This window comes from Pseudomonas corni (assembly GCF_057128765.1).
In genome coordinates this window covers 113337-127023 of record NZ_JBSKHW010000003.1, presented here as the reverse complement: position 1 = coordinate 127023, position 13687 = coordinate 113337, and the positions used below count along the sequence as shown (strand labels likewise).

The window sequence follows — 13687 nt, the reverse complement described above, 5'->3', positions numbered from 1 at the left end:
GAATCAATGTTCGAACTCGCTCAGCTGCGCTGCTTCACCACCGTCGCGACAGAATTGAATTTCCGCCGCGCTGCGGAACGTCTGAACATGACTCAACCGCCGCTCAGTCGGCAGATCCAGTTGCTCGAACATCACTTGGGCGTCGCGTTGTTCACTCGCAGTACCCGCAGCGTAGCGTTGACGGCGGCGGGTCGGGCATTTTTTGTTGAAGCGCAAAATTTGTTGGAGCGCGCGCAGCAGGCGGCGGTGTCGGCCAAGCGCTTTGCCGAGGGCGACATCGGCACTGTATCCATCAGCTTCGTGGGCAGCGCGGTGTATGAGTTTCTGCCCAAAGTCATCGCCGAAGCGCGGCTCAAACAGCCCCACGTAAAAATCTCCCTCTCGGAAATGAATACCTATCAGCAGCACGAAGCGTTGCGTGCGCGGCGAATCGATCTGGGCATCGTGCGCGCGCCGCTGCTGGAGCCTGGATACGAGACCGAATGTCTGGTGCGTGAGCCGTTCGTGCTGGCGGTGCCGAGCAGCCATCCGCTGGCCAGTGCGTCGAGCGTCGCGGTGGCAGATCTCGATCAGCAGCCGTTTTTAATGTACTCGCACGCAGCCTATCCGCCGTTCAACGAATTGCTCACCGGCATGCTGCGCTCCGCTCGTGTGGCGCCGCAGTACGTGCAGTGGCTGGGTTCGTCGCTGACGATTCTGGCGCTGGTGAACGCCGGCATGGGGCTGGCGCTGGTCCCACGATGTGCGACCAGCGTGGTGTTCAAGGACGTGGTGTTTCGCGACATTGATCTGGGTGAAGGGGTGCAAAGCGAATTGCACCTGATCTGGGGCGCCGATAACGACAACCCGGCATTTGCGATGCTGCTGGAAGCGATTCGCGGTGCGGCAAAAGCCGGGCTGTAGCCGATTTCTGTAGGAGCGAACTTGTTCGCGAGGGGTTGTGCCAGATACACCGCTTTAATCGCTCGCGAACAAGTTGGCTCCTACAGAGGCAAGCATCATTATCAAAACCTCTTCACTGCGCGCCGAATACGGTCGTCCAATACACCCCGGCATCGCTTTTCGGATCGGTGGCATAGGCCGCGCCCAATTCCTTGAATTGCGGGTTCATCAGGTTGGCGCAATGCCCCGGACTGGCAAGCCAACCGTCGACGACTTTGCGCGGGGTGTCCTGGCCAGCGGCGATGTTCTCGCCCACTTGCTGCCCGATGTACCCGGCCAGTTCCGCCCGGTCACCGGGGGTACGGCCATCACGGTCCAAGTGATCAAAAAAGTTCTGGTTGGCCATTGCCCGGCTGTGACCTTGGGCTGCGGTCGCCAGGTTTGCGTTCCAGGCCAATGGCGCCGTGGGCGTGAAGGACTGAGCGCCACAAGTACGCGGCTGAGCGCGGGCGGTGTTAATCAGTTCCAGCACCTTTTGCCCCTCGGTCTGCCAGCTCCCCAGCCCGGCCGTCAACAAGGGACGCGCCAGCACAATGCGCCAATCGCGCCCTTCCCGACTCACGCCCACATCGATAAATTGCGGGTTGAGCACCACCTGGCAGAAGCTTTCCTGAACCACCGCCATCGCCGATTGCGCATCCCGAGGACCGGACAAGGTAATCGCCTGCACGCTGACCATCGGGTAAGACGCGCGCGCCAGTGCCTGTTGTAAATCCCCGCTGCTGGTGGCCGGAAGGATGAGGCGAGTATCTGCCGTCAACGGCGGTAACTCTTGGGAAACCTGCCCGGCGCAACGCTGCGCCTGGCTACGATAGGTGTTGATCGACTGAACCAACTGCGTTTCTTCGCTCCCAGCCGCCACGGCGGCGAATGCCAGGCCCGACGACAGCGCAATCAAGTGTGCCAAGAACGATGCGACGCGCATGAAAGTCTCCTTTAAGGTGTGCCGAGAATATCGCGAGGATTGCTCAATGACCACGATTGCCCCCGGCTTGATGGTTGACGAATCTGGCGCCACGCGCTGCCAGTGGCGTTCGGCAGCGCCGGAATATCTGCATTACCACGACAGCGAATGGGGCCGTCCCGTAAGTGACGACGTTCTGCTGTTCGAGAAGATTTGTCTCGAAGGGTTCCAGGCGGGCATGGCGTGGATCACCATTCTGCGCAAGCGCGAGCATTTTCGTGAGGCCTTCGACGGCTTCGACATCGACACCGTGGCGGCCTACACCGAAGCAGATGTCGAACGGTTGATGGGCAACGCGGGCATCGTCAGAAACCGCAGCAAGATCCTCTCGACCATCAACAACGCCAGACGCGCACGAGAGCTGATCGATGAAACCGGCTCACTGGCGGCGTGGCTCTGGTCGTTTGAGCCTGCCGATGATGAACGGCCAGCAGTGCTCGATCTGGATTACTGGACCGCCAACCCGATTTCTCCCGCCTCGATCCGCCTGTCCAAGGCGCTGAAAAAACGCGGCTGGACCTTCGTGGGGCCGACAACCATCTATGCCTTCATGCAGGCGATGGGTCTGGTGAACGATCATCTGACAGGATGCGTTTGTCGTGCTGAGATCAGCCAGAGGCGCATGACCTTTGACCGCTCGGTGTTTGATCGGGCGTGATTCAGCGGGTATCGCTGCTTTGCCCTTTGCGCTCCTGGATCATCTGCTCACCGCTTTGCTGACGCTGCTGTTGCAGAGTGTCGGCGGTGCCGGCGCCCCGACTTTCGGAGGTTGACGGCTGTTGCACGTCGGGGTTGCGTCGGCTCGGATTACGGTTGCCGTTGACTGTGCCAGTGACGCCGCCGTTGCCATTGTTGCTGGCGCCGGAGCCAATACCCACGCCCGCTGCAGCCGGAGCACTTGCCCCAGCCGATGCGATCGCGATACCCAACAATCCATTCGCTGCAGCAGTGACCGCCAGACACGCCAAGCCCTTCATAAACCTATTCATCGCCGCTCCTCATCCACACAAAAATGTCGCTCTCGGACGTATGGACAACAAAAATCCCTGTAGGAGCGAACTTGTTCGCGAGGCGTCACGCCAAACACACCGCATTAGCCCCTCGCGAACAAGTTCGCTCCTACAGAGGTAGGCGTTGGTAATGGTCAAACTGATCGATCCATCGCTATGATGCCAGCCCATGAACGCTAACCCACCGACCCGCTCACCCTGCCCGCCCGGCGCTTGCGATTGCGAGCGTGATCGGCTGCTTGAACTGCCCGGTGCAGACCTGCGCATCCTCTGGTTGACGCGCGCTGAGGAGAAACGCTTGCTCGAGCGTCTGGAAAACATCACCAGCCTCAGCGACCTGCAGCACCTGCAACAACGCATGTACGAGCAACTCGGCATCCGCGTCAGCATCGCCCCCGGTTTGAACGAAGTGCGCACCGTGCGCGGCATCGGATTTCAAATCCAGGCGCAGGCCGGTCTGTGTCGCAAGACCCGTCAATCAATCCCCACTGCCATTCGCCGCGGCCTGGAAAAACGCCCTGAAATCGCCTACGAACTGCTGAACGCCCACGACCTGTTGCGCGACACCTGACCTTAATCGTCAACTGCCTCTTGCCAGTGACAGCTCGATCAATCGGGCTGAACTTTCAGTTTCGCCCCGCCCTCCCAATGTCAGCGCCGCCGAAGTTCGCTTCAGTGACGAATGCATTCACTACGACATTAACGATAAGGGCATGACGCAATGAGTACCCAACTGCAAGGCAAGAAAATCCTCATCATCACCTCCAACACCGGCATCGAGCGCGACGAACTGGTCAAGCCGCTGGAAGCCCTGCGCGGTTTCGGCGCCACCGTCACTCACGCCTCAAGCAAAGGCGGCACCACTCAGACCTTCGTGCAAGACACCGAGAAAGACAAAACCGTCGAATCCGACAGCAAACTGGCTGGCCTGAACGCTGCCGATTTCGATGCACTGGTGATTCCGGGCGGCACGGTAAACGCCGACACCTTGCGCCAGGACACCGATGCGCAGCGTCTGGTCAAAGCGTTCGCTGACGCCGGTAAAGTCGTAGCTGCGATCTGCCACGGCCCATGGTTGCTGATCAACGCTGGCGTGATCGAAGGCAAGACGTTGACCTCATACCCAAGCGTGCGCCTTGATCTGGAGAATGCCGGAGCAGCTGGCTGGGTGGATGAGCCAGTCAAACAATGCGGCGCCAACGACTGGACCCTGATTACCTCGCGCACTCCCGATGACTTGCCAGCGTTTAGCGAAGCCATCGCCAAAGCCGTCGCAGCGGCTTGACGTTACCCCGGACCGGCGACGTTCAGCTCGCCGGTTCCATCCGTTTGACCGGGTGACCTACCCGCGGTCCGTCGCCCGGCAAATAGTTGAAACCAATTCCAGAGCACGCCCTCGACATCATAAGGCCAACGCGACCGTCGCTTGCGCCGCGACGAGACTTGCCGATGATCGCAATCATTGTTCCTGCGCATAATGAAGAAATGGTTTTGGACGACTGCATCAAGTCGTTGCTGGCGGCCGCCGCTCACCAGGACCTGGCACATGAGTCCATAGAAATCCTGATTGTGCTGGACGCCTGTGACGACGGCTCGATGCACGTTGCGCAGCGTCATGACGTATTGATCCATAATTGCACCCATCGAAACGTCGGCATGACCCGCGCCGAAGGTGCCAGCCTCATGCTGGAGCGCGGCGCAAAATGGCTGGCGTTTACCGATGCCGACACCGTGGTGCCTTACTCATGGCTGGCTGACCAAGTCAGGTTCGGCACCGACGCAGTATGTGGCGTGGTGGAGGTAGCAGACTGGTCCGAGCATTCGGAATCCGTTCGCGAGCGTTACGACGCTCACTACACCCCTGTCGACGGCCATCGACATATCCACGGCGCCAATCTTGGTGTCAGTGCCGCAGCCTATGTCCGGGCTGGCGGATTCCGTGCGCTGCCCGCTCACGAGGATGTTCACCTGATTGAAGATCTCGAACGCAGCGGCGCCACCATCACCTGGACCGCCGCCAATCGCGTCAGAACCAGCGCACGAAAAAGCTGCCGATGCCGCGAAGGCTTCGGTGATTATCTAAAATCCCTGGCCACTCTGACTGCCGGTTGATGCGGGTTTTTCGGCAGTCCTGTAGGGTGTTTTTTACGCCCTTGTTCTTTACCACCCAGGCGACATTCGATGCCACCAAGCGAAAACGAAGCGCGCGCCTCTGAATCAATGCTGGGCGGCGGCATGATGAGCGCCAGTATCGCCATGCCCCAGACCGGTAATTGGTTCAAACGGCTGCTGGCGTTTACCGGCCCCGGCTACATGGTTGCGGTGGGTTACATGGACCCCGGCAATTGGGCGACCGATATCGCTGGCGGCTCGCAGTTCGGCTACATGCTTCTTTCAGTTGTGCTGCTTTCCAACCTCATGGCAATTGTGCTTCAAGCCCTGTCGGCACGGCTGGGCATTGCCACAGGCTGGGATCTGGCGCGCGCCTGCCGCGAGCGTTACAGCCGACCTGTCTGTCTGGCGTTATGGCTGGCCTGCGAAATTGCGATCATCGCCTGTGATCTGGCAGAAGTCATCGGTACTGCCATCGCGCTAAATCTTCTATTCGACATCCCGCTGGTGTGGGGCGCAGTGATCTCGGCGGTGGATGTTTTTCTGATTCTGCTGCTGATGAACAGAGGGTTTCGTGCGCTGGAAGCATTCGTCATTGCTTTGCTGACGCTTATTTTCGTCTGCTTCGCCATCCAGATGTTCCTCGCGGACCCGGTGTTCGCTGAAGTGCTCGCAGGCTTCATTCCACAAACTGAAGTGATCACCAATCCAGCGGCGCTGTACCTGGCGATTGGCATTATCGGCGCCACGGTGATGCCCCATAACCTTTACCTGCACTCCTCCATCGTCCAGACCCGCGCCTACCCGCGCACCGACGCCGGTCGCAAGATCGGTCTGCGCTGGGCCGTCACCGACAGCAGCATCGCGTTGATGCTGGCGCTGTTCGTCAACGCGGCGATTCTGATCACCGCCGCGACGGTGTTTCACAAAGCCGGAAAAACCGATGTGGTCGAAATCGAGCAGGCCTACCATTTGCTCTCGCCAATGCTCGGTGTAGCAATGGCCTCGACCCTGTTTGCCGTGGCACTGCTGGCTTCCGGCATCAACTCCACGGTGACCGCGACGCTGGCCGGGCAGATTGTCATGGAAGGTTTTCTGCGCCTGAAAATCCCTGGCTGGCTGCGGCGCCTGATCACCCGTGGGCTGGCGATCATTCCGGTGATTATCGTGACCAGTATTTATGGCGCCAGTGGCACAGCCAAACTGCTGGTATTGAGCCAGGTCATTCTGTCAATGCAGCTACCCTTTGCGGTGATCCCGCTGGTGCGTTTCGTCTCCGACAAGCAGCTAATGGGCAATCTGGTCACCGGCAGATCCCTCACAATATGCGCCTGGTTTATCGCGCTGCTCATCGTCAGCCTGAATCTGATTTTGCTGGTCGGGATGTTCCGGGATTGACAGGCAGGGACATCCGTCAAGTTGACTGAACCGCGCTACACAGGACGAGTCAGGTGATTACCAGTGTGCAAAAGTCGATGAGAACTGCACTGCGCGCTGGCACCGGATCAATCTGACTGAGTAGCGCCCATGACCGTGATAAGCAGCAATCTCCAGCCGTTGATATTCCAACCGTCGTTCGAACAGATTCCTGAAGATGAGGCTGAAACCAGCCAGGGTCTGGTCGACGCGATGCATGACATCCTCGAAACCACTTACCAGGATTCCGGCCACGCTGTGCGCAGTGTTCATGCCAAGGCCCATGGTTTGTTGCACGGCCATATTCATATTCTGGACGGCCTGCGATCGGTGTTGGCCCAAGGTGCTTTCGCCACGCCAGGCACATTGCCTGTCGCCATGCGCTTTTCGACCAATCCCGGCGACATCCTGGATGACAAAGTCTCCACGCCGCGTGGTCTGGCGATCAAAATTATTGGCGTCGAAGGCGAACGACTGCCCGGCGGTGAAGGCGCAGTGACGCAGGATTTCGTCATGCAAAACGCCAAAGCGTTTACAGCATCGGACCCCAAGGCATTTCTCAAGACGCTCAAGCTGCTGGCCAAGACCACCGACAAAGCGCCGGGCATGAAAAAAGCGTTCTCCGCCGTGCTGCGCGGCATCGAGACGGCGGTAGAAGCTGTCGGTGGGGAAAGCGGGACCTTGAAAAGCCTTGGCGGCCATCCGCTCACCCACATCCTGGGCGAGACCTTCAGCACCGTGGTGCCTGTGCTGTACGGCCCTTATTACGCCAAGATCAGCGTGGTACCAGTGTCTGCGAACCTGACTGAGCTGACCGATCAAAAGATCGATCTCGATGACAAACCGGACGGCCTGCGCGAAGCGGTGCAGATATTTTTTGCCAACAACGACGCCGTGTGGGAAGTGCGCGTACAGCTGGCTACTGATCTGGACAAGATGCCTATCGAAGACGCGTCCGTGCCATGGGACGAGGAACTGAGCCCGTTCGTGACCGTGGCGCGCATCGAAGTGCCGCGTCAAGGCTCGTGGACCGAGGCACGTAAACAGGCCATCGATGAGGGCATGAGCTTCAGCCCGTGGCATGGTCTTGCTGCGCATCGTCCACTGGGCGGCGTGAATCGGGTGCGCAAACCGGCGTATGAGCATTCGGCCGGGTTTCGAAGCCAGCACAACGGTTGTCCGATGCATGAACCACGTTCGCTCGATGATGCTTGATGCCGGTAGGTGAGGCGCCCGAACGATAGGCGCCTCTTAATCTGATTGGGGGGTGATCCGGCAACTTTTGCGGTTGCGGATCTCGCTCTCTGAAGGCCGCTGTTTGACGAACTCAAACCGTGGCTCTCCCTCGCTGTATATCACTAGCCAGCCCCACTCCAGTTCGGACTCGTCCTGACCTGGCGTGGGCGGCGCAGCCCACCACGGTTCCTTGTTGATGATTTCTCGCATGGCTATTCTCTGCTCGGCGAATTGAATGACGTTAAATATAGGGGCAACGGATCAAGCCGCCAGGTTCCCCGGCGCGCGTGCGCCAGTCATTGAATCAAGCCGAGCCCCACGTTAACTCTATTGCGTAGGCACGCAGTTGTATGATGACATACGAGCGCATTAAAACTCGGTCATGTCCTACAACAACAATAAGGAAATACCCATGAGAAAAGTAAAATTGCTAGTTGGATTTCTGTGTCTGTTCAGTGGCTATGCATCCGCCACCAGCGCCCCCGGTGAACAGGATGTTGCTGCTGCAGTCGACAAACTTACCCAGGCCATGTGGCACCACGACATTCCCGCACTTGAAGCACTGACCGCCGAGAACCTGACTTACGGCCATTCCAGCGGCAAGGTCCAGACCAAGAAAGAATTCATTTCCGACATTGATACCGGTGTCAGCGGCTTTGATGATCTGAAGATGCTTAACCAGACTATCAACATGAGCGGCGACGTCGCACTGGTGCGCAACCACTTCTCCGCCCAAGCCAACAACAGCGGAAAAAAAGTCCCTACTGAAATCGAGAACTTTCAGATCTGGCAAAAACAGGGCGGTAAATGGCTGCTGATCGGTCGTCAGGCATTCAAGTTCTGATTGACGAACGAGGGCTCTGTTGCCGAGTGCGGCAGAGCCAGTCTCTACACTACTGCCAAAACCTGTAGCGGCTTTGTTAGCCGGGCATCAAATATTGAGCATGGCGTGACATTCACGGCAGTGTTAGCCAATAGCCAGTGAGTGTTAGAGAGGGAAGCTTTGGTGCTGACGATGCGTTAACAAAAGCCGTCGCCGAGTATTTGTTTGAGGTGCGCTGACGGACGCCAGATAAGACAGTCCACATTCATTCAAATGAATTACTGTGAAACTGTGGATACTTTGAAACAACTGGTCACATCAAAACGGCTGACAAATGCAAAAAAGAAAGCCGCACGAATGCGGCTTTGGGAATCAGTTAGAGCGCCACGATTCAACGGTGTCTGCACCGTGCTCGGCTTTCCATTGTTTGAGCAGCTTGTGGTTGCCGCCTTTGGTTTCTACCAGTTCGCCAGTGTGAGGGTTCTTGTAAACCTTCATGTCGCGTGCTTTGCGCTGGGCTTTGACCGGTGCAACAGCTTGCAGCTGGGAACGGCGGGAGGCCTGTGGATCAAGAATATTGATGACGTCTTTCAGACTGAAGCTGTACTCGCCCAGCAGTGCGCGCAATTTGGTCTCGAATTCAATTTCTTTCTGCAGACCGGAATCGTTTTTAAGCGATTCTAGTTCTGCCAGATGTTGAGCGAGTTGCTGTTCAAGTTTGCGAAATTCGGCGAGACGAGACATTGATTAAATTCCATTGACTTAGGGGGAGCGCGTTACGCACACACAATGCTAACGCCTCAAAAGCCAAGAGTCATCCGTTATTAATTCGATTCAAGCCGCTTTCATGTTTAACCCGCGCATGAAACGGGTGTAATCCGCAATCCATTACCACCTCTTTATCGACGCGCCATTTCGTGTTTGATGCAATCTTCATAGTAGGTTTGCTTGACTGCCGCAGGCTTGAGACGCGATGAACTGTCGTAGGTTTGCTCGGTAATGCCTAGCGCCATCATGCGCATCCACGGCTGAGCATATTTACGCGCCTGGACTTTATTGCGTGCCCCATATAGCGAGACGCGGGACAGTTTGGAGGCTTGCGCCGATCCGGCAACGCCCGATCCCCAGTTGCAGACATAACGATCATGCTTGCTCAGCGTCTTTGCCTGTGCCGAAAACGCAGCACCCGAAAAACTCCCCAACACCAGCACCAATAGACAAATCCGCATGCAGCCGCACCTAACGTTCTGAAAAGGAAGCGAGTTTGCCTAAGAATTTACAATCAGGGGGCCAGCACTGTGACTCTTTCAGCAACGAGGGAGCTGTTGGATAAACCAGCCTGTTCGCGGGCAAGCGCGCTCCTACATGCTTTGGCGTTCGACGCAGATCCGTGCAATCGCCGCAAATCGCTGTAGGAGCGCGCTTGCCCGCGAAGGCTTTTGACATACCCAGTAGGCGCGCCGGGCGCTCGCGCTACATCGTCAGATAAGCCTTGCGGACCTCTTCATTGGCCGCCAACTCCGACATACTGCCTTGATAGCGGATCTGGCCCTTCTCCAAAACATAGGCTCGATCCGAGACCAGTTCGGCGAAATGCAGGTTTTGTTCGGACAGCAAGATACTCGCGCCCTTGGCCTTGAGCGCGAGGATCATCTGCGCCATTTGCTCGACGATCACCGGTGCCACACCTTCGGACGGTTCATCCAGCAAAATCAGAAAAGGATTACCCATCAAGGTCCGAGCGACGGTGAGCATTTGCTGTTCGCCTCCGCTCATTTGTCCGCCGGGACGGTCCTGCATCTCCCCCAGATTGGGGAAAAACTCGAACAATTGTGCAGGCGTCCAGTTCAGCGCTTCAGTGCCATCGGGCCATCGCCGATTCGCCTGACGCCCGACTTCGAGGTTTTCCGTGACGGTCAGGTGGGTGAACACCCGGCGGTCTTCGGGCACAAATCCCAACCCCAGGCGCGACAACTGGAAAGGCTCAAGGGCAGCAACGTCACGGCCCATGAACTGAATAGTGCCGCGACGCCGCGCCAGCATCCCCATCAACGCTTTGAGCGTGGTGGATTTGCCCGCGCCATTGCGCCCCATCAAGGCCACGACTTCGCCGCGCCGAACATTCAGGCTCACGTCGTAAAGTATCTGTGCCGCGCCATACCAGGCGTTGAGATCGGACACCTCAAGCAGAGGCTCGGCGTTTGCGGCGGTGGTTGCCGGAGACAGGTTTTCAAGCACTGCACTCATACCGGAACCTCCGACGACGTCAGCTCTTTTTCAAAGGTCTTGCCGGTGCCGAAATACACTTCCTGCACCTTCGGGTGATTGCGGATGTAATCGGCAGCACCCTCGGCGATCAGCCGGCCGCGCGCCAGCACGATCATGCGGTCGGCGTAGGCGAACACCACGTCCATGCTGTGTTCAGTGAATAAGACCGCCATCTTGCGCTCCACCACCAGCCGCTTGGTCAGGGCCATCAAATCGTTACGCTCTTCCGGCCCCATGCCAGCAGTGGGTTCGTCCATCAGCAGCAACTTGGGGTCATTGGCCAGCCCCATGGCAAGCTCCACGCGCTTGACGTCGCCATAGGCCAACTCGCTGCACGGCCTCTCGGCGTGAGCGAGCATGCCGACCTGAGCCAGCAAATCCAGCGCCTCCTCCCGATATTGCTTGCGCGCCGACCTGAACAGCGAAAACGCTCGGCCATGGTGTGAGAGCAGCGCCATTTGCACGTTCTCCATCACCGTCAGCGAGGCAAAGGTCGCAGCAATCTGGAAAGTCCGCCCGACCTGCATCCGGCAGATATCTCGCGGGCGCATACCGACCAGCTCCTGGCCCATCAATCGGATCGAACCGCCGGACGCCTTCAACTGCCCGCCGACCATGTTGAACGTCGTGGACTTGCCAGCGCCATTGGGGCCGATCAAGGCCAGCAACTCGCCCTCATGCAGGTCGAAATTGATGCCGTCCACCGCGCGAACGCCGCCGAATGATTTGTTCAGATCACGTACTTCAAGCAGCGTCATGCCTGTTTCTCCATTGCCGGGGACAGCGGTTCACGCTGGGCCGCAGCGTTTGCACGCCAGCCGCGCCACTTCTCGCCCACTTGCTGGAAGAAGCCGGCGATACCCTGAGGGAACACCAGCACCAACACTAGAATCACCCCGCCGAACACCGCTCGCCAGTAATCGGTGGCGCGCATGATGTAGTCCTGCAACACGCTGAACACGCTGGCGCCGACTACCGGGCCGAGCAGGTTTTGAATGCCGCCGAGCAAGACCATCACCAGACCGTCCACCGACTTGCCGACCGCCATGGCGTCCGGGGAAATGCTGCCCTTGGAAAAGATATACAGCGCCCCGGCAAGACCTGCGAACAGCCCGGCGATGACAAACGCCATCCACTGCACGCGCTTGACGTCGATGCCGATCGCATCCGCCCTGAGCGCCGAATCCCGCGCGGCCCGCAGGCTGTAGCCAAACGGGGCGAAGAGAATCCGTCGCACGATGAACACGCTCGCCGCGACCAGCACCAGGGTCAGGTAGTAATAGGCGGTGCCGTCCAGCCAGCTCGAAGGCCAGATGCCGGTGATGCCGTTGGAGCCGCCGGTCACGTCTTCCCACTGGAACACCACCGACCAGACGATCTGCGAAAACGCCAGTGTCAACATCGCCAGATAGACGCCGGACAGCCGCACGCAGAACCAGCCAAAAATCAGCGCGCCAAACCCGGCTACCAACGGCGCGAAGGCGAACGCCAGGGGCATGGGCATTGTCAGCACTTTGAACAGGATCGCCGCACCATAAGCGCCGAGCCCGAAATACGCCGCATGGCCGAACGAATGCATACCGCCCGGACCCATGATGAAGTGCAGGCTGACCGCGAACAGCACCGTCACCAGCACATCCTGGGTCAGCACGCTGGCGTACGGCAGCCAGGTCGAGAGCAACGGCAGCACGGCCAGCACCAGCAACAGTCCGCCGATCAGCCATTTGAAGGTCGGCGATCCGGGCCGCATCGGTGCCTCGATGGGCGCCGAGTTGCGACTGGTGGCCTGGGGCTTGCCAATCAACCCCCACGGGCGAACCACCAACACCACCGCCATGACCAGAAACTCGATCACCAGCGTCAGTTTGGAAAACGAAATCGTGATGCCGAACAGCGTGGCCGTACCCAGACCGATGCACAGCGCCTTGATTTCAGCGATCAGTAACGCGGCGACGTAAGCGCCGGGCAGCGAGCCCATGCCGCCGACCACGACGATGACAAAGGCCTCGCCGATGGCACGCAGATCCAGCGTCAGGCTCGCCGGTTCGCGGGGCAACTGCACCGCCCCGCCCAACCCGGCGAGCATAGCGCCGAGGGCGAACACGCTGGTGAATAGCCACGCCTGGTTGACGCCCAAGGCGCCAAGCATTTCGCGATCCTGAGTGGCCGCGCGAACCAGCACGCCCCAACGTGTGCGCACCAGCAACAGCCACACCAGCCCCAGCACGACCGGGCCGATTGCGATCAGGAAAAAGTTGTACGTGGGGAATTGCCGTCCGAGGATATCTACCGATCCGCTCAAGCCGGGGGCGCGGCGGCCGAGGAGTTCTTCCGCGCCCCAATAACCCAGAACGGCATCGTTGATCACCAACACCAACGCGAAAGTGCCGAGCAACTGGAACAATTCCGGCGCTTTGTAGATACGCCGCAACAAGACGATTTCGACCACAGCGCCGATCAACCCGACCGAGATCGCAGCCAGCGCCAGACCCAGCCAGAACCCGGCCGCGCCGAGGGAGCCCATCAGGTGTTCGACCACCGAATAAGCGATGTACAAGCCCAGCATGTAGAACGAGCCGTGGGCGAAGTTGACGATCCGGGTGACCCCGAAAATCAACGACAACCCCGACGCCACCAGAAACAGCGACGAGGCCTCTGCCAGGCCGTTTAGTAACTGAGCAAGAAAAGCTGAAAAGTCCATGAGGTCCTCGATTGCAAGGTGATGCTGTGTTGCTTTTGTTACGGGCGGTGCAACGATGTAGAGATGTGTTGGTATCTGCTTCTGCCGAAGGCGTAGGAGCCCTGCTTGCAGGCGATGGACCGCGCAGCGGTCCCGGTCCAGACATCGCGAGGTGTCTGACCCACCCCATGCACCGGTTTTACTACCGCTTCGCGGCAGATCGTCGGCAAGCCGGA

16 protein-coding genes are annotated in these 13687 nt (G+C 58.8%); 8 read left to right on the top strand and 8 right to left on the bottom strand.

Features of this window, described 5'->3' with window-relative positions:
• Window positions 1-6 precede the first annotated feature (6 nt).
• Complete coding sequence (locus tag ACWKV9_RS07685; RefSeq protein WP_483835493.1) at window positions 7-903, top strand: LysR family transcriptional regulator; 897 nt, start codon at window positions 7-9, stop codon at window positions 901-903.
• 112 nt (window positions 904-1015) lie between these two features.
• Here ACWKV9_RS07685 and ACWKV9_RS07680 read toward each other — a convergent pair whose 3' ends face one another.
• Window positions 1016-1867, bottom strand: a complete 852-nt coding sequence (locus ACWKV9_RS07680; RefSeq protein ID WP_483835492.1) for a CAP domain-containing protein — start codon at window positions 1865-1867, stop codon at window positions 1016-1018.
• 46 nt (window positions 1868-1913) lie between these two features.
• On the opposite strand from ACWKV9_RS07680, the gene ACWKV9_RS07675 reads away from it, so the two are divergent.
• Entirely contained in the window at window positions 1914-2564 is a 651-nt protein-coding gene (locus ACWKV9_RS07675; RefSeq protein WP_483835491.1) for a DNA-3-methyladenine glycosylase I, read from the top strand.
• A 1-nt stretch (window position 2565) separates the two neighbouring features.
• Here ACWKV9_RS07675 and ACWKV9_RS07670 read toward each other — a convergent pair whose 3' ends face one another.
• Window positions 2566-2895, bottom strand: coding sequence for a hypothetical protein (locus ACWKV9_RS07670; protein ID WP_483835490.1), 330 nt, complete (start codon window positions 2893-2895; stop codon window positions 2566-2568).
• Window positions 2896-3085: 190 nt separating this feature from the next.
• Between ACWKV9_RS07670 and ACWKV9_RS07665 the strand changes: the two genes are divergently transcribed.
• The 5 genes from ACWKV9_RS07665 (at window position 3086) to ACWKV9_RS07645 (ending at window position 7659) form a co-directional block, all read left to right on the top strand.
• On the top strand, window positions 3086-3487 hold the full coding sequence (locus ACWKV9_RS07665; protein ID WP_483835489.1) for a hypothetical protein: 402 nt from the start codon (window positions 3086-3088) through the stop codon (window positions 3485-3487).
• A 150-nt stretch (window positions 3488-3637) separates the two neighbouring features.
• Window positions 3638-4201, top strand: a complete 564-nt coding sequence (locus ACWKV9_RS07660; protein ID WP_483835488.1) for a type 1 glutamine amidotransferase domain-containing protein — start codon at window positions 3638-3640, stop codon at window positions 4199-4201.
• Between the two features lie 164 nt (window positions 4202-4365).
• Window positions 4366-5028, top strand: coding sequence for a glycosyltransferase family 2 protein (locus tag ACWKV9_RS07655; protein WP_483835487.1), 663 nt, complete (start codon window positions 4366-4368; stop codon window positions 5026-5028).
• A gap of 108 nt (window positions 5029-5136) precedes the next feature.
• Window positions 5137-6426, top strand: a complete 1290-nt coding sequence (locus ACWKV9_RS07650) for an Nramp family divalent metal transporter (RefSeq protein ID WP_483835707.1) — start codon at window positions 5137-5139, stop codon at window positions 6424-6426.
• Between the two features lie 129 nt (window positions 6427-6555).
• Window positions 6556-7659 (top strand): catalase family protein, encoded by a 1104-nt coding sequence (locus ACWKV9_RS07645; RefSeq protein WP_483835486.1) that lies wholly within the window; start codon window positions 6556-6558, stop codon window positions 7657-7659.
• Window positions 7660-7695: 36 nt separating this feature from the next.
• On the opposite strand, the gene ACWKV9_RS07640 is transcribed toward ACWKV9_RS07645, so the two are convergent.
• Window positions 7696-7890, bottom strand: a complete 195-nt coding sequence (locus tag ACWKV9_RS07640; RefSeq protein ID WP_483835485.1) for a hypothetical protein — start codon at window positions 7888-7890, stop codon at window positions 7696-7698.
• Between the two features lie 202 nt (window positions 7891-8092).
• Here ACWKV9_RS07640 and ACWKV9_RS07635 point away from each other — a divergent pair, with 202 nt between their 5' ends.
• Entirely contained in the window at window positions 8093-8524 is a 432-nt protein-coding gene (locus ACWKV9_RS07635; protein ID WP_483835484.1) for a nuclear transport factor 2 family protein, read from the top strand.
• Between the two features lie 351 nt (window positions 8525-8875).
• Here the strand turns inward: ACWKV9_RS07635 and ACWKV9_RS07630 are convergent, their stop codons facing one another.
• The 5 genes from ACWKV9_RS07630 to ACWKV9_RS07610 form a co-directional block, all read right to left on the bottom strand.
• The gene (locus tag ACWKV9_RS07630; RefSeq protein WP_483835483.1) at window positions 8876-9247 is read right to left on the bottom strand and encodes a histone-like nucleoid-structuring protein, MvaT/MvaU family; all 372 of its coding nucleotides are present in this window, start codon (window positions 9245-9247) and stop codon (window positions 8876-8878) included.
• 155 nt (window positions 9248-9402) lie between these two features.
• Window positions 9403-9732 (bottom strand): hypothetical protein, encoded by a 330-nt coding sequence (locus ACWKV9_RS07625; RefSeq protein ID WP_483835482.1) that lies wholly within the window; start codon window positions 9730-9732, stop codon window positions 9403-9405.
• A gap of 244 nt (window positions 9733-9976) precedes the next feature.
• On the bottom strand, window positions 9977-10750 hold the full coding sequence (locus tag ACWKV9_RS07620; RefSeq protein ID WP_483835481.1) for an ABC transporter ATP-binding protein: 774 nt from the start codon (window positions 10748-10750) through the stop codon (window positions 9977-9979).
• Window positions 10747-11529: an ABC transporter ATP-binding protein gene (locus tag ACWKV9_RS07615; RefSeq protein WP_483835480.1), complete on the bottom strand. Its 783-nt coding sequence runs from the start codon at window positions 11527-11529 to the stop codon at window positions 10747-10749. The genes ACWKV9_RS07620 and ACWKV9_RS07615 overlap by 4 nt, the downstream gene beginning before the upstream one ends.
• On the bottom strand, window positions 11526-13472 hold the full coding sequence (locus ACWKV9_RS07610; protein WP_483835479.1) for an ABC transporter permease: 1947 nt from the start codon (window positions 13470-13472) through the stop codon (window positions 11526-11528). The genes ACWKV9_RS07615 and ACWKV9_RS07610 overlap by 4 nt, the downstream gene beginning before the upstream one ends.
• Window positions 13473-13687: the final 215 nt, after the last annotated feature.